The following is a 15,965-nucleotide window of genomic DNA, read 5'->3' as shown; positions in this document are numbered from 1 at the left end:
GTTGATTAAACATAATCCAAATCCGATAATGCTATCTGGTGCTTCGAATACAAATATTTGTAATATAAATGATGATATTGCTATTATTAATAATGTCATATATAAATATATTTTGGTTTTTTTTTCATCTAAAATCTCACTTTCAAATAGCAATTTTATTTTCTTTTAAAAACTATTTTTACTATTTAAATTATAACATATTTGATTTAATTATATTTATATTCTTATATGTTTTTAGAGATTGTTATTTTTGTTTGGATTAAAATTTATAAGTCATAGTATTTATTCTAATGATCTTGTTTCTATAATTTTTTCTACAAAAAAGTTATTTTAAATGTTAAAATAATGATAACAGTAAAGATAAGAGGGATGAAAATGGTAGATGTACTAGTAAAAGCATTAGGGTTTATAATTGTCATAATAATAGGTTTTGCTTTAAAACAATTTAAGATTTTAAGGAAAGAAGATGGTTTTATCTTAGCAACGATCATCATGAATGTGACATTGCCTTGTGCCTTGTTTTCTAATGCCAATGGAATTACGATCAATGCAGCAATGTTAGTGTTAATTGGAATTGGGATCATGGCTAATTTATTGATGGTTGGTATTGGTTATTTAGTAAGCAAAAATAAACCAGCCCCAACAAAAGCAGCCTATATGATCAATTGTTCAGGCTATAATATTGGTAACTTTGTCTTACCATTTGTTCAAGCTTTTTTCCCAGGGATGGGAGTTGCTTACTTATGTATGTTTGATGTTGGAAATGCTTTAATGGGACTTGGTGGTACTTTTGCAATTGCTTCAAGTGTTGTTAATAAACAAGATAAATTATCAATAAAAAATGTTGCCAAAAAGTTATTTTCATCGATACCTTTTGATGTTTATATTATTATTTTCTTTTTAGCTTTATTTAAAATTAGAATTCCCGAAAACTTTTTATCAATCACTAATTTTATTGGGGCTGGTAATGGTTTTTTAGCGATGTTGATGATTGGGTTATTATTAGAAATAAAAATTTCTCGTAATGATTTTAAAGATCTAATTAGAATTTTATCAATTAGATTATTGGGTAACTTTATTTTAATGATAATCTGTTTTATGTTTTTACCTTTGCCGCTGCTGGCAAGAGAGATTTTAACGATTGCTTTAGTAGCTCCAATTAGTACCGTTGCGGCAGTATTTACGAAGCAATGTCGCTATGAAGGTGATGTCGCTGCGGTTGCCAATTCATTATCGATTATTATTGCAATTGCTTTATTAGTAGTAATGTTAATGATTTTTGTTTAAAAGGGACGTTTGATAACGTTTCTTTTTTTGACAAAAAATTGACTTTTTTATAATAAAATTTAAATAGTAAAGGAAGTGAATTAAATGGCAGAAAAATATAAAGTTTTAATTGTTGATGATGAATTGGCGATATTGGATATGTTGAAATTGCAGCTTGAATTTGAAAACTATTTAGTTGACCTGGCAAGCAGTGCTAGTGAAGCATTAGAAAAATTAGCCAATCTACCAGATATCATTTTGCTTGATGTTAATATGGCTGATATGAGTGGTTTTGAATTATGCAAAAAGATTCGCAAGTTTGTTTCCTGTCCAATTATTTTTCTTACGGCTCGAATATTACCGCAAGATAAAATCAATGGTCTGATGATCGGTGGCGATGATTATATTACAAAACCTTTTTCAATGGATGAACTGCTTGCAAGAATAGCGGCCCATTTACGGCGGGAGCAAAGAAGTCGAGTGCGTTCAAAAACTAAATTTAATCAAGAACTGGTGATTGATTATAGTGATCGCAGTGTCTATATTAATGATCATTTAATCGAATTATCAAACAAAGAATTTGAAATTATTCAGTTATTATCGATGAATGCTGGTCAGGTCTTTGACCGTGAAAAAATCTACGAATTGATTTGGGGAATTGATGGCACTGGTGATAATACTGTTGTTAAGGAACATATTCGTAAAATTCGGCTAAAATTTTCAAAATATACACAAAAATCTTATCTTATGACAGTTTGGGGTGTTGGTTATAAATGGGAAAAATAAAAACAAAACTGCAAAATATGTCATTAAAAAAAGCTTTAATAATTTTAATGATGATATCTTTAACGATCGTTTCCTTGCTTACGATCATAACGATTTTAAATCTATCAAATTTTAGACAAGAAATATTAGATAAGCGACCAATTAGAATTAGTGACTATACAATTGAAGAGTCAAATGATTCAATAACTTTGATCGATCCCCAGGAATTTAGCTATGAACCACTAGCAAAAGCAAATTTATTTTATTATTGGTTATTTACTATTTTAATGGTAGTTTTACCGGTAGGATATATTGTTGTTACAGCAATTTTAATGACAAGATTATATTATCAATTAAAAATAAAAGAGCCGTTACAAAGTTTAAATAATGGTGTTGAACATATCTTGAAACAAGATTTAGATTTTAAAATTGAAACTTTTTCTAATGATGAGTTAGGTAGATTATGTAAAGCTTTTGAAACAATGAGAAATGAAATTTATAATAGTAATCGTAAAATGTGGGATTTATTACAAGAACGTAAAGCCCTTACGGCCTCATTATCGCATGACTTGCGGACACCGATTACAGTTATTAATGGTTATCTTGATTATCTTGATAAAGCTAGTGATAAACAAATGTTAACATCTAATATAATGCATACGAGTATTAAACAAAGTAAAGCGGCTTTATGGCGTTTAGAAAAATATGTGGATTGTATCAAAGATATTCAAAAATTTACAGATATCGAAGAATGCAAAGAAGTTTTTGATTTGAAAGAATATCTTGATGATTTAATCAATGATTTTTCTATCTTGGCAGATAAACATAATCGTAAATTAATCGTAGATCAGCAGTTAAAAAATATCATGATCGAAGGGGATAAAGTGCTATTATCCAAGATTTTAGAAAATGTTTTTGTTAATGCTTTACGGTTTTCAAAACAAGAAATAAATTTTTTGATAAAAAAAGATAATGAAAAGATATGTCTTATCATCTATGATGATGGTAAAGGATTTTCTAAAGAAGAGTTAAAGCAGGCAACATCATTTTTTTATACTACTTCAACTAATAAAGGTAATTATGGTATTGGACTAGCTATTTGTAATATTCTTTGTATGCGTCTTGGCTATGTCTTAACATTAAAAAATACAGCTAATCATGGGGCTTTAGTTAGAATTGAAATTGATGATATAAATATAAGTTGAATGAAATAGAGCATTTATCAAAAGATAAGTGCTTTTTTAGTCGCTGTTTAAACTAGATATTTTATCTAAAATAATATACAATATCACTGGTGATATTATGGCTAAACAAATACCATTAAAACAAATTAGAATTAGTGAAAATCGAATTCGTTTATTAAACGAAATGGAAATATATTCAGTTAAAGATCTAGTCCTTCATTTTCCTTATCGTTATGAAGTAATTGAAGCGACACCATTAATTGATAATCAAAAAGTAATTATTGAAGCAACGTTGATTGATGAACCTAAATTATTTTATAAAGGGCGGTTTTCAAGATTAACTTTCTCTATTTTATATCAAAATGAAACATATCGGGTGACGATATTCAATCGTCATTTTTTGAAAAAAAACATGCATATAAATATGCCATTAACGATTATTGGTAAATATAGTGCTAAAAATAAAAGTATAACCGCTAGTGATATTAAGTTAAAACCGTTAGATGAGTTAGCAGGCATTACGCCAGTTTATTCATTAAAAGAAGGAATTAATCAAAAATCATTCCAAGGCTATGTTAGAAAAGCATTAACTTTTTATCATCAGCATATCCAGGATGAAGTACCTGCTAGTTTATTGATCAAACATCATTTGATTCATAAAGAATTAGCTTTAAATTTGATTCATTTTCCTAGCTGCAAACAAGATATTAAAGAAGCATTACGCTATTTAAAATATGAAGAATTTTTACGGTTTCAACTAACAATGCAATATATCAAATTATCCCGTAAAAAAGATCTAGGAATCAAAAAAGTTTTTGATCATCAAAAAATAAATACATTTATTAAAAGCTTGCCTTTTGATTTAACTAGTGATCAAACAAGTGCCGCTAAAGCAATTTTAGCTGATCTAGAAAAAGAAACGGTCATGTATCGCTTTGTTCAGGGTGATGTTGGCAGCGGGAAAACGGTAGTTGGAGCAATTGGTTTATACGCCAATTATTTAAGCGGTTATCAGGGTGCTTTAATGGCGCCAACAGAAATCTTGGCTAGTCAGCATTTCCAGTCGTTATCAAAATTATTTGCGGATACGGATATTAAAATGGCTTTACTTACTGGTCATTTAAGCGCTAATAAAAAACAGGAAATTTATGATTTATTATCAAGTGGAAAAATTGATATTGTAATAGGAACCCACGCCCTGTTCCAGGAAAAAGTTAGTTATCATAATTTAGGATTAGTAATTACCGATGAACAGCATCGTTTTGGCGTAAAACAGCGTAAGGCATTGAAGGAAAAAGGGAAACAAGTTGATTTTATGATCATGTCAGCTACTCCAATTCCACGAACGCTGGCAATCAGTTTATATGGTGATATGGATGTTTCGTCGATTAAAACCATGCCCGCTAATCGTAAAGGCGTAATTACAAAAGTGATTAAGTCAACAAGTATGAAACCAATTTTAAAAGATTTGCTTAATTATTTAAATCAAGGTGGTCAGTGTTATGTGGTCTGTCCGTTAGTAAATGAAAGCGAAGCGTTAGATAGCCGCGATGCAACAAGTATATATCAGGCAATGAAAAGTTATTTTAAAGATCGTTATCAGGTTGGTTTATTACATGGACAAATGGATGATGAAACAAAAGAAATGATCATGGAGCAGTTTAAAAACAACCAGCTGCAAATTTTAGTTTCAACAACGGTCATTGAAGTTGGAATTGATGTTAGTAATGCCAACTGGATGGTTATTTATAATGCGGAGCGCTTTGGATTAAGTCAAATTCATCAGTTGCGAGGGCGAATTGGCCGTGGGGATAAACAAGGATATTGTTTTTTATTGACTAGTTCAACGGCTGAAGAAGCATTAGATCGTTTAGATTTTTTGGCATCTTGCAACGATGGTTTTGAAGTAGCTGCTTATGATTTAAAAATTCGCGGTCCTGGTGATGTTCTTGGCAGCCAGCAAAGCGGTTTACCGGTTTTTGCTTTAGGAGATATTTTTGAAGATGCTAATATTTTAGAAGTAGCTAGAAATGATGCGGTTGAATTGTTACAAAGTAAGTCGAATGATCCGATCTATTTAAAACTGATCAAAGAAATTGAAGAACAATTAGCCAATAATAATAAATATATTGATTAATTTATGATATAATGAAAAATAGTATGAGGTGATAAAAAAATGAAATTAGGTATAGATGCAATGAGTGGTGATTTAGGCAGTGAAATTGTTGTCAAAGCTTGTAAATCATTTTTGGAAAAGAATCATAAAGATGAATTATATGTGGTTGGTAAAATTGAAGAATTAGAAGATTTAAAAGACTATCCGCAAGTAAAATTGATCGATGCCAGAGAAATTTTAGAAATGACAGAAAATATCATGGCGATTCGTCGAAAAAAAGAATCAAGTATGGTAAAAACGATGATGCTGGCAAGAAAAGGTGAAGTTGATGCAGTTTTATCATGTGGTAATACTGGAGCCTATTATGCTTGTGCAATGCTATTTTTAAAACGAATTGAAGGAGTGGAAAAATCTTGCTTAATGGCAATGATGCCAACTTATAATGATAAAGGGGTAGTCATGTTAGATGTTGGTGCTAATTCTGAAAATAATGCTAGTCAGTTAGCTTCTTTTGCCGTTATGGGAAGTGTTTACGCTAAAAATATTCGTAAGATTGCTAATCCTAAAGTGGCTTTGTTGAATATTGGTAGTGAGCATCATAAAGGTGATGAGGTGCATCAGGAAACATATAAATTATTAGAAAAGATGCAAGAAATTAATTTTGTTGGTAATATTGAAGGTAAAGAGATCTTAGATGGTAATGTTGATGTTGTTGTTAGTGACGGTTTTACTGGTAATGTTACTTTAAAGACTATTGAAGGTGTTGCTAAAACGTTAGTAAAAAGTTTAAAAGACAGCTTGATGGCTTCATCAAGAGCCAAAGTAGGAGCAATACTTGCTAAACCGGCTTTGAAACAGTTAATGGTTAAGTTTGATACCAAAGCTGCAGGTGGAGCGTTAATGATGGGTTTTGTTAAACCGGTAATTAAAGCACATGGTGCCAGTGATGAAATTGCTTTTGAAAATGCCATTAATCTAGCGTTTGAAATGGTAGCTTATGATGTCGTTGAAAAAATGAAAGAAGGATTGAAATAAAGTGGAATTAAAAGATTTTTTAGAAAAAATGGAAGTTCCCTATCAGCACATGGATATATTTAAAGAAGCATTTACGCACCCTTCGTATGCAAATGAAAATAAAAAGAAGAAATATAATTATGAAAGGTTAGAGTTTTTAGGTGATGCAGTATTACAGTATCATGTTTCTCGACATATCTTTGATTTATATCCCGATATGCCTGAAGGGCGTTTAACTAAATTAAGAGCTAAATTAGTCCGTGAGGAATCATTAGCCCGTTTTGCCAGGGAACTGAATCTAGGACCTTATATATATTTAGGAGCGGGAGAAATAAATAACGGCGGTCGTGACCGTGATAGTGTTTTAGCGGATATTTTTGAAGCTTTTGTTGGAGCTATCTGTCATGATTGTGGTCCTGAATATGTAGAAAAAATATTAGAAAAAACGATTTATAAACATGTTGAAGATGTTAATTATGATGATATCACTGATTTTAAAACGCAATTACAAGAACTGATCCAGGCTGATCAGCGAAAAACAGTAACTTATGATTTGATTTCTTCTAGTGGACCATCAAACAATCCAGTCTTTGAAATGGCGGTTAAGATGGATGATATGATTTTGGGAACCGGAATTGGTTCATCAAAAAAACGGGCTGAACAAAAAGCAGCTAAAGATGCCTTGAAAAAATTAGCACGATAAAAACAGACTGCGGTCTGTTTTTTTGCCTAGAACTTTAATCGATCATTGAATAGGTTAAAGTAGGAGGGATGAACATGTACGAAGATTACATGGATAATTTGTTTGATCGTCAGGCAGCACCAATCGTAGCGCCTAAAGTTGGTGATATCTTTTTATATACGGTAAATCGAGGTGATAATGTTTATGAAATAGCGCGCCGTTTTAATACACGAGTAGGGTATATTAAAAACATGAATGATCTTGATGAAAAAATGATGATTTATCCAGGGCAAAGGCTATTAATACCGGTACTATTTGAGAAGATGCCACCAATGAAACCAAAACCACCAATCCAGCCACGGCAGTCTTATGAACTATATTTCTAAAATCGCTGGATTTTTATAGGGAAAAAGTTTATTATATTGATAAATATAAATAAGGAGTAATACAAATGAATTTTCATGCAGGAAGTAAGCGGAATTTGACATTGGTAATGGATTTATATGAATTAACGATGTCTTATAATTATTTTAAACAAGGTAATAAAGATGAATATGTGTATTTTGATATGTATTATCGTAAAAATCCTGATAATGGCGGTTTTTCCATTTTTGCTGGGTTACAGCAATTAATTGAATGTATCAAGGATTTGCATTTTAGTGAGGGAGATATTGAATATCTCCGCTCACTAAATAAATTTGATGAAGATTTTTTCGATTATTTACGAACTTTTAAATTTACTGGTTCAATCTATTCAGTAAAAGAAGGAACACCAGTATTTCCTAATGAACCATTAATTACGGTTCGAGCTAAATTTATTGAAGCACAATTAATTGAAACATTATTATTAGTAACAATTAATCATCAATCATTGATTGCAACTAAGACCCATCGTATTGTCCAGGAAGCGAAAGGACGACCAGTAATGGAATTTGGAGCACGACGGGCTCAAGGTTATGATAGTGCTACGTATGGGGCAAGAGCTGCTTATATTGGTGGTGTTAGCGGTACGGCAACTGTTTCGGCGGGAATGATGTTTAATATTCCAGTTGTAGGAACAATGGCCCATTCATTTGTTCAATCATTTGATAATGAATATGAAGCGTTTAAAGCCTATGCTTTGACTTATCCTGATGATTGTGTTTTATTAGTTGATACTTATGATACTTTAAAAAGTGGGGTTCCTAATGCTATTAAAGTAGCTTTAGAAGTCTTAAAACCAATGGGGAAAAAGTTAAAAGGAATTCGCTTGGATAGTGGCGATATTGCTTATTTATCAAAACGAGCTCGATATATGTTAGATGTTGCGGGACTAACAGATACGACTATAACAGCATCTAATTCTTTAGATGAATATTTAATTCGTTCATTACTCGACCAGGGGGCACAGATTGATTCTTTTGGAGTTGGTGAAAACTTAATTGTATCATGCAGTTCACCAGTATTTGGCGGTGTTTATAAATTAGTAGCTTTAGAAAAAGATGGCAAGATTATTCCTAAAATTAAAATATCGGAAAATACAGAAAAAATTACTAATCCTGGTTATAAAAAAGTATATCGATTATTTGAAAATGAAACTGGTAAAGCGCTTGGAGATATTATTGCTTTTCATGATGAAAAAATATCTAGCGACCAAGATTTGACAATTTATCATCAATCAAATATTTGGAAATTTAAAACGATTGAAGCTAATACATATACTGTAGAACCGTTACAGGTACCGGTTTTTGTTGATGGTAAATGTGTATATCCTGAATATACTGTTGATCAAATCCGTGAATATTCAGCTTATGAAAAAGGTCGTTTATGGGATGAGGTTTTTAGATTAGAATATCCTCATGATTACTATGTCGATCTAACTAAAACTTTATTGAATTATAAACTGGATTTATTAGAAAAAAAGAATAAACAATTACGATAGAGGAAAGTTATGGCAAAATTTGAACGTAAGGTAGAAAGACAAAAAAGTGAGTTTTCATTTTCAAAAAAAGCACCAGTAAAAAAATCCAAATTTGTGGAATTTAAAGAAAATTTTAATTTTAAATATATTAATACTGATTGGAAATCAATTGCGTTATTAATTGTGGACTTTTTGATTCCTAGTTTACTAATTATTCCAGCATTTATGAGTTTTTTAGGACAACAGATGGCTTTTATCATTGGTCATGGTTTAATTACTAGTTTATTGATTGTCATTTCATTTTATTTTTTTAATAAGCAAAAACCATCATTATGGGGACTTTTGGCGCGCTACGTATTTGCTGCTTTATTAATTACTGCAGTATCGTTTGTAATTTTGTTATTTGTGTAATTTGAGGTTATTATGATTATTACGATAGTTGGTTTAGGAGTAATTGGTGGCAGTTTTGCCAAAGCGTTAAAAGGACAAGGACATCAGGTCTATGGAATTGATGTTGATCAAAAAACGTTAAAAATGGCTAAAGATGATGGTACGATCATTGAAGGATTTGTTGATGGCAAGGAAATAGTTAGTAAATCGGATTTAACGATCATTTGTTTATACCCTTCACTAGTAATTGATTTTATAAAAAATAATACGTTTAAAAAAGGCAGTATTATTAGTGATGCAGTAGGAATTAAATCATATTTTTTACAAGAAGCGATCAAGCTGATTGATGATGAAGTTGAATTTGTTAGCGGACATCCGATGGCTGGAAGAGAAAAGAAAGGTTATGAATATGCCAGCAAGGAAGTATTTAAAAATGCTAACTATATTTTAATTGAGCATCCGGTTAATCATAAAGAAGCAATTGAATTTATGGAAGAATTCGTTGGTACACTTGGTTTTAAAAGTGTTAAGATCATGTCACCAGAAGCCCATGATGAAATTATTTCTTTTACTTCTCAGCTGCCACATGCTTTGGCGGTTGCTTTGATCAATAGTGATCAGCAAAAATATGATACTGGTAAATATATTGGGGATTCTTATCGGGATTTAACACGAATTGCCAATATTAATGAAAATTTATGGTCAGAGTTATTTTTTAGAAATAAAAAATATTTATTAGATTCTATTAATTTATTTGAAAATCAGTTAGATTTGATTAAACAGGCGTTACAAAATGATGATGAGCAGTTATTAAAAGATTTGTTTATTGAATCGTCAAAACGCCGTGAAGGTTTGGAAAAGAAATAGAGATTGATTAAAAAAGTATCATGATGAATGATACTTTTTTAGCAGTTCCAATTAATTTTTACCGGATCAGGTTCGTTTGGAATACTGTTTTTTAATAAAGACTGGTAAGCGTGATTTAACGATGCTAAAGCAAAAGCTTCATAGTTTTTAGGTGTATCGAAAAGGCCTAGCTGTTTGTAAGCTAAAGCGGCATTACCATAGAGTAAAAAGCCAAAAGCATTACTTGGTGTAGTTAAAGTAGCGCAGGCAGTAGCGATTGCTTTAATTGCCGTTTCTTTAATTATATCATTGTTTTTAGCTAGTAAACGTAATTGTTTGATGGCTTTTTTGGCATCGTTTAGTAATTGTTTATCTTCATTAGCATTTTTACAAGTCATTATTAAAGTTAAGATATCTTCTTGATAACAAATTGGTAAATAGTTATCGATTGCATAGTCAATTGCCCAGGAAGCTAGAGTGTGCTGATTTTGGCTGCTGATTAACTGCATCATTAATTTAGCTTCATTGGTATTGATAGGACCTAATGTTTTTTTAAGTTTAACCATAAATTTCTCCTTTTTATTTATATTATACGGATTTTTAAATTGATTAAAAGTATAATATATTAAACAAATTGTTAAATATTGTTGCATTATTGCTAAGATTCGCTATAATTAGACTGTTATTAATTTTGGAGGTGCTTTATGGATATTGGTAGTAAAGTAAAGCGATTAAGGCAGGCAAATGGCTTGACTTTAGAAGAATTAGCTAATCGAAGTGAGTTGACCAAGGGTTTTTTATCACAGTTGGAACGTGATTTAACATCACCTTCAGTAGCTACATTGGAAGATATTTTGGAGGCTTTAGGAACGAACTTACAAGAGTTTTTTAGTGAAAAGGTTGAAGAACAGATTGTTTTTAAAAAAGATGATTTTTTTGAAAATGTTCAGGATGATTATAAAGTTGTATATATTATTCCTAATGCGCAAAAAAATAAAATGGAACCAATTTTAATTGAGTTAGACAAAGGACAGCGGTCAATGGCTCTTGATCCTCATGAGGGTGAGGAATTTGGTTATGTAATTCAAGGAAGAATTAAATTAGTTAATGGTGAAAAAGAATATGTGTTAAAAAAAGGGGAAACTTTTTATTTAAAAGGGCAATTATCACATTATTTATTTAATCCCGGTGAAAGCAAAGCTAAAGTTATCTGGGTATCAACACCACCATTATTTTAAAGGAGAGAATATGGCAAAGTTAATTGAGTTAGATAATTTGACTAAAGAATACAATGGTCAAGTTGTATTAAAGGGGATTCATTTAGAAATTAATGAAAAAGAGTTTGTGACATTATTAGGTCCCAGTGGTTGTGGTAAAACGACAACATTACGGATCATGGGCGGTTTTGAAGAAGCTAATAGTGGGCGAGTATTATTTGATGGTCAGGATATTAGTGCCTTACCACCATATAAACGAGAGCTAAATACAGTATTTCAAAAATATGCGCTATTTCCTCACATGGATGTTTTTGATAATATTGCATTTGGTTTGAAAATTAAAAAGATGGATAAAGAAACAGTTAAGCATAAAGTAAATCGGATGCTTAAATTAGTTGGATTAGAAGGGTTTGGACCTCGAAATATTAATCAGTTATCTGGAGGTCAACAGCAGCGAGTAGCGATTGCTAGAGCGTTAGTTAATGAACCAAAAGTATTATTGCTAGATGAACCGCTTGGGGCATTGGATCTAAAGCTTAGAAAAGCGATGCAAATTGAATTGAAAAATATCCAGCAGGAAGTGGGGATCACTTTTGTTTATGTAACTCATGACCAGGAAGAAGCTTTGACGATGTCGGATACGATCGTGGTAATGAATGAAGGTACGATCCAGCAAATTGGTAGTCCAACGGACATTTATAATGAACCTGAAAACCGTTTTGTGGCGCAGTTTATTGGGGATTCTAATATTATTGAAGGTACTTTTGTCAAAGATTATTTAGTGGCCTTTGATGGTCAGGAGTTTGAATGTGTTGACAAAGGTTTTGATGATGGTCAGGAAGTGGATATTGTTTTACGCCCTGAAGATTTAGATATTGTTGAAGCAGACAAGGGGAAAATAAAAGGGATCGTTAGATCGATTGTATTTAAAGGGGTACATTATGAAATAATTGTCGAAACAAAAGATCGTAATTATATGGTACATACAACAGATATTAGTGAAATTGGTAAAGAAGTAAGTTTAGATTTTTGGCCTGAAGATATTCATGTCATGGAAAAAATGGGTAATTATTAATGAAACAGTTTCGTCGTTTAGTAGGACCATATTGTTTTTGGCTGTTTGTTTTAACAGTTGTACCCATGTTTTTAATTATGATCTATGCTTTTGTTGATAAGGGCAACAGCATTGTTACTTTTAAGTTTACTTTAGATAATTTTGCAAAATTTTTTGATCCTATTTTTGTATCAGTGCTGATAAAATCATTTATTTTAGGGATCATTACTACTGTTTTGTGTTTAGTAATTGGTTATCCAGTTGCTTATGCGATTTCTAAATGTAAAGAAAAAACACAGACATTACTAATATTATTGATTACTTTTCCAACTTGGATCAATATGCTGATGCGAACTTATGCCTGGATCAATATTTTAAGTAATAAAGGAATTGTAAGTAATTTTTTGCAGGTTTTTGGTTTTGGTGAAGTAAGTCTTTTATATACTGATTTTGCGGTTGTATTAGGAATGGTATATGATTTTTTACCGTTTATGATCTTACCAATTCATACTGCTTTAACAAAGATGGATAAATCGTTGATTGAAGCTAGCAATGATTTGGGTGCTAATCCAGTTACTACTTTTTGGAAGATAACTTTTAGATTATCATTAGGTGGTGTCCTTACGGGGATCACGATGGTCTTTTTACCTTCGATTTCATCATTTGTAATTCCAAAATTATTAGGTGGTGGACAGTATTCGCTGATCGGTAACTTTATTGAACAGCAATTTATTAATGTTGGTGATTGGCATTTTGGAAGTGCGGTATCGTTGATCTTAGCAATAATTGTAATTATTTTAATGGGATTAATTAATCGAGTGGAAAAATATGCAGGATACCAGGAGGAAACTAAACGTGAAAAAGTTAAATAGGTTTAAGGGAACTCTAGGAATTGCATTAACATTAATTTTTCTTTATTTACCATTAGTAGTTATGGCGATATTTTCGTTTAATGATTCTAAATCATTATCAAGCTGGAGCGGTTTTTCAATTCGCTGGTACGTCGAATTGTTTAATAATCAGCAAATGATCGATGCCATCATTATTTCGGTAAGTATTGCGGTCTTGTCGACTACGATTTCGACAATTTTAGGTACAATTAGTGCTATTGGTATTTCTAAGTCAAGACCATTGCTTAGAAAACTGATCATGCAAATTAATAATTTACCAATCATGAATCCTGATATTGTAATGGGGATTTCATTGATGTTACTATTTTCTTTTATTAAAATTGAAAAAGGCTATATTACATTATTATTGGCGCATATTGCTTTTTGTACGCCGTTTGTAATAACTAATGTATTGCCAAAAGTACGGCAGTTAGACGTTAATTTAGCTGATGCAGCAATGGATCTAGGAGCAACACCATTTCAGGCATTGACTAAAGTAATTTTACCACAAATTAAACCGGGAATTATTTCTGGTGCATTGTTAGCTTTTACGATGTCTTTTGATGATTTTATTATTTCATATTTTGTCAGCGGTAATGGGATTGAAAATATTTCAATTGTTATTTACAACATGTCAAAACGAACTAATCCTAGTATTTATGCTCTGGCAACGATCATTTTAGTAGTTGTTTTAGCAGTTGTTTGTATGGGAACTTTAATTCCCCGCTTTGCACCAAAGTTTACGCAAAAAGTATTAGAAAGCAAACTGGTAAAAGTGGCATTAGTTTTTTGTTTGATTTTTGCAGTATGCTGGTCTGTTTTTGCGGGAACAAGTAAAAAGACTTTACGCGTTTATAATTGGGGTGAATATATTGATATGACGGTCATCGATGAATTTGAAGCAAAATATGATTGTCAGATTATTTATGAAACATTTGATTCCAATGAAATCATGTATACTAAATATACAAGTGGAAATCGTTATGATGTTTTAGTTCCTTCAGAATATATGATTGAAAGATTGATCAAAGAGGACTTGTTACAAACATTGGATAAAGATATTATTACAAATATTTCTAATATCAATGAAGGTATTTTAGGACAGTCTTTTGATCAAAACAATGATTACTGGGTACCTTATTTTTGTGGTAATGTTGGTATTTTATATGATAAGACGATTGTGGATAAAGAGGATTTAAAAGCCGGCTGGGAAATTTTAAGAAATACTAAATATAAAGGCCAAATTTATATGTATGATTCTGAACGGGATAGTTTTATGGTAGCTTTAAAGGCTTTAGGTTATTCAATGAATAGTGTTAATGAAGCGGAAATTGATGCGGCTTATCAATGGTTAATTGATCAAAGGGAACAGATGGATCCTGTTTATGTGGGGGATGAAGTAATTGATACTATGATTAGTGGAGTCAAAGCAATGGCAGTTATGTATTCAGGTGATGCGACTACGGTTATGGCTGAAAATGAAAATATGGAGTTTTATATGCCTGAAGAAGGAACCAATGTCTGGTTTGATGGTTTTGTAATAACTAAAGAATGTACTCAAGTAAAACTAGCTAATCAGTTTATTAATTACATGATTTCTAATGAAAATTCGTATCGTAATACAGTTGAAGTGGGTTATTTAACTGCCAATGTTGAAGCAGCTAATAAAGCAGCCCAAAACGATTATGATGGAATAAGTGCATATAATATTCGAACTAATGATAATGACGAAATTTTCGCATATCAAAATAATACCGTTAAAGAAATGTATAGCACGCGCTGGACTAAAGTAAAGGCTAAATAAAGATATATTGTAATATCAAAATGATCAAGTTGAAAAATCAGTACTAATGCTAGTGCTGATTTTTTATTACAAAAAGATAATTAAATGGGAAAATTATTGCACAAGAGATAAGGATTAATGATAAAATAAAAGATATGATTAGTTAGATTAATGAAAATAGTTGATCAAAATAATGATTAACAAGTAATGATTAAATATTTTTAATTAGGATATTGGTGTAAAATAATTGAAAATGAGTTTGGATTTGATAGAAAAGAGAAAAAATATTAATATTTTTTTTAAATGGTTAATTGAAAAATGATTGATTAAATGAGGTAAATTTAAGAGAGATTAAGAATTGATTAAAAAGTTATTGATTTTTTTGTAAAAAAAGCTTGCAATTTTCGAAAGTATAACATATAATAAAAAAGCAGTCCGACAGAGAGGACAAAATAAAAAAACAAAATAATGGTTCCATGGCCAAGTTGGTAAGGCAACAGACTGCAACTCTGTTATCATCGGTTCGAGTCCGGGTGGAACCTCCATTAAATGTTGCCCAGGTGGCGAAACTGGTAGACGCACAGGACTTAAAATCCTGCGGACCTCAAAATCCGTGCCGGTTCGATTCCGGCCCTGGGCACCATTAAAAAAAGTTCTTGCAATAGAATTTGAAATGTGTTAATATATCAAAGTATTTGCGCTAGTAGCTCAACTGGATAGAGTGCTTGACTACGGATCAAGAGGTTGTGGGTTCGATTCCTGCCTAGCGCGCCATTTATCGGGAAGTAGCACAGCTTGGTAGTGCACCTGGTTTGGGACCAGGGGGTCGCAGGTTCAAATCCTGTCTTCCCGACCATT

Annotated in this window: 15 protein-coding genes and 4 tRNA genes; 18 read left to right on the top strand and 1 reads right to left on the bottom strand. The window is 31.5% G+C overall.

Going from position 1 to position 15,965, the window contains the following annotated elements:
- Positions 1-375 precede the first annotated feature (375 nt).
- The 10 genes from J7M77_RS08695 to J7M77_RS08650 all read left to right on the top strand — a co-directional run bounded on the left by J7M77_RS08695 (position 376) and on the right by J7M77_RS08650 (position 10,184).
- Positions 376-1,287 carry an AEC family transporter gene (locus tag J7M77_RS08695; protein WP_296877538.1) on the top strand — a complete coding sequence of 304 codons (912 nt, stop codon included), beginning with the start codon at positions 376-378 and terminating at the stop codon, positions 1,285-1,287.
- Between the two features lie 84 nt (positions 1,288-1,371).
- Positions 1,372-2,052: a response regulator transcription factor gene (locus tag J7M77_RS08690; protein ID WP_296877536.1), complete on the top strand. Its 681-nt coding sequence runs from the start codon at positions 1,372-1,374 to the stop codon at positions 2,050-2,052.
- On the top strand, positions 2,040-3,236 hold the full coding sequence (locus J7M77_RS08685; RefSeq protein WP_296877534.1) for a HAMP domain-containing sensor histidine kinase: 1,197 nt from the start codon (positions 2,040-2,042) through the stop codon (positions 3,234-3,236). The genes J7M77_RS08690 and J7M77_RS08685 overlap by 13 nt, the downstream gene beginning before the upstream one ends.
- A 97-nt stretch (positions 3,237-3,333) precedes the next feature.
- Positions 3,334-5,352 (top strand): ATP-dependent DNA helicase RecG, encoded by a 2,019-nt coding sequence (gene recG, locus J7M77_RS08680; RefSeq protein ID WP_296877532.1) that lies wholly within the window; start codon positions 3,334-3,336, stop codon positions 5,350-5,352.
- A 39-nt stretch (positions 5,353-5,391) separates the two neighbouring features.
- Entirely contained in the window at positions 5,392-6,366 is a 975-nt protein-coding gene (plsX, locus tag J7M77_RS08675) for a phosphate acyltransferase PlsX (protein ID WP_296877530.1), read from the top strand.
- A gap of 1 nt (position 6,367) precedes the next feature.
- Positions 6,368-7,048, top strand: a complete 681-nt coding sequence (gene rnc / locus J7M77_RS08670) for a ribonuclease III (protein WP_296877528.1) — start codon at positions 6,368-6,370, stop codon at positions 7,046-7,048.
- A 74-nt stretch (positions 7,049-7,122) separates the two neighbouring features.
- Positions 7,123-7,413 (top strand): LysM domain-containing protein, encoded by a 291-nt coding sequence (locus tag J7M77_RS08665; protein WP_296877526.1) that lies wholly within the window; start codon positions 7,123-7,125, stop codon positions 7,411-7,413.
- Between the two features lie 65 nt (positions 7,414-7,478).
- Positions 7,479-8,948 (top strand): nicotinate phosphoribosyltransferase, encoded by a 1,470-nt coding sequence (locus tag J7M77_RS08660; protein ID WP_296877525.1) that lies wholly within the window; start codon positions 7,479-7,481, stop codon positions 8,946-8,948.
- 9 nt (positions 8,949-8,957) lie between these two features.
- On the top strand, positions 8,958-9,338 hold the full coding sequence (locus tag J7M77_RS08655; RefSeq protein ID WP_296877523.1) for a hypothetical protein: 381 nt from the start codon (positions 8,958-8,960) through the stop codon (positions 9,336-9,338).
- A gap of 12 nt (positions 9,339-9,350) precedes the next feature.
- Positions 9,351-10,184: a prephenate dehydrogenase gene (locus J7M77_RS08650; protein WP_296877521.1), complete on the top strand. Its 834-nt coding sequence runs from the start codon at positions 9,351-9,353 to the stop codon at positions 10,182-10,184.
- 38 nt (positions 10,185-10,222) lie between these two features.
- Here the strand turns inward: J7M77_RS08650 and J7M77_RS08645 are convergent, their stop codons facing one another.
- Complete coding sequence (locus J7M77_RS08645; RefSeq protein ID WP_296877519.1) at positions 10,223-10,729, bottom strand: putative immunity protein; 507 nt, start codon at positions 10,727-10,729, stop codon at positions 10,223-10,225.
- A gap of 138 nt (positions 10,730-10,867) precedes the next feature.
- Between J7M77_RS08645 and J7M77_RS08640 the strand changes: the two genes are divergently transcribed.
- From J7M77_RS08640 to J7M77_RS08605, 8 genes are all read left to right on the top strand, one after another.
- The gene (locus tag J7M77_RS08640; RefSeq protein ID WP_296877517.1) at positions 10,868-11,401 is read left to right on the top strand and encodes a helix-turn-helix domain-containing protein; all 534 of its coding nucleotides are present in this window, start codon (positions 10,868-10,870) and stop codon (positions 11,399-11,401) included.
- A gap of 10 nt (positions 11,402-11,411) precedes the next feature.
- A complete protein-coding gene (gene potA, locus J7M77_RS08635; protein WP_296877515.1) occupies positions 11,412-12,455 on the top strand; it encodes a spermidine/putrescine ABC transporter ATP-binding protein in 1,044 nt (347 codons plus the stop codon).
- Positions 12,455-13,306: an ABC transporter permease gene (locus J7M77_RS08630; protein ID WP_296877513.1), complete on the top strand. Its 852-nt coding sequence runs from the start codon at positions 12,455-12,457 to the stop codon at positions 13,304-13,306. The genes potA and J7M77_RS08630 overlap by 1 nt, the downstream gene beginning before the upstream one ends.
- Positions 13,263-15,128: an extracellular solute-binding protein gene (locus tag J7M77_RS08625; protein WP_296877511.1), complete on the top strand. Its 1,866-nt coding sequence runs from the start codon at positions 13,263-13,265 to the stop codon at positions 15,126-15,128. Before J7M77_RS08630 ends, J7M77_RS08625 begins: the two co-directional genes overlap by 44 nt.
- A gap of 449 nt (positions 15,129-15,577) precedes the next feature.
- Positions 15,578-15,652, top strand: a tRNA-Cys gene (locus J7M77_RS08620).
- A 9-nt stretch (positions 15,653-15,661) separates the two neighbouring features.
- A tRNA-Leu gene (locus J7M77_RS08615) sits at positions 15,662-15,750 on the top strand.
- A 54-nt stretch (positions 15,751-15,804) separates the two neighbouring features.
- Positions 15,805-15,881: transfer RNA gene (locus tag J7M77_RS08610), tRNA-Arg, on the top strand.
- 5 nt (positions 15,882-15,886) lie between these two features.
- Positions 15,887-15,963, top strand: a tRNA-Pro gene (locus J7M77_RS08605).
- The last annotated feature ends 2 nt before the right edge of the window (positions 15,964-15,965 follow it).

The sequence above is a fragment of the Thomasclavelia sp. genome, assembly GCF_017889095.1.
Lineage (GTDB): Bacteria > Bacillota_I > Bacilli_A > Erysipelotrichales > Coprobacillaceae > Thomasclavelia.
The sequence above is the reverse complement of the archived record's forward strand: the minus strand, read 5'-3'. Positions and strand labels throughout refer to the sequence as shown.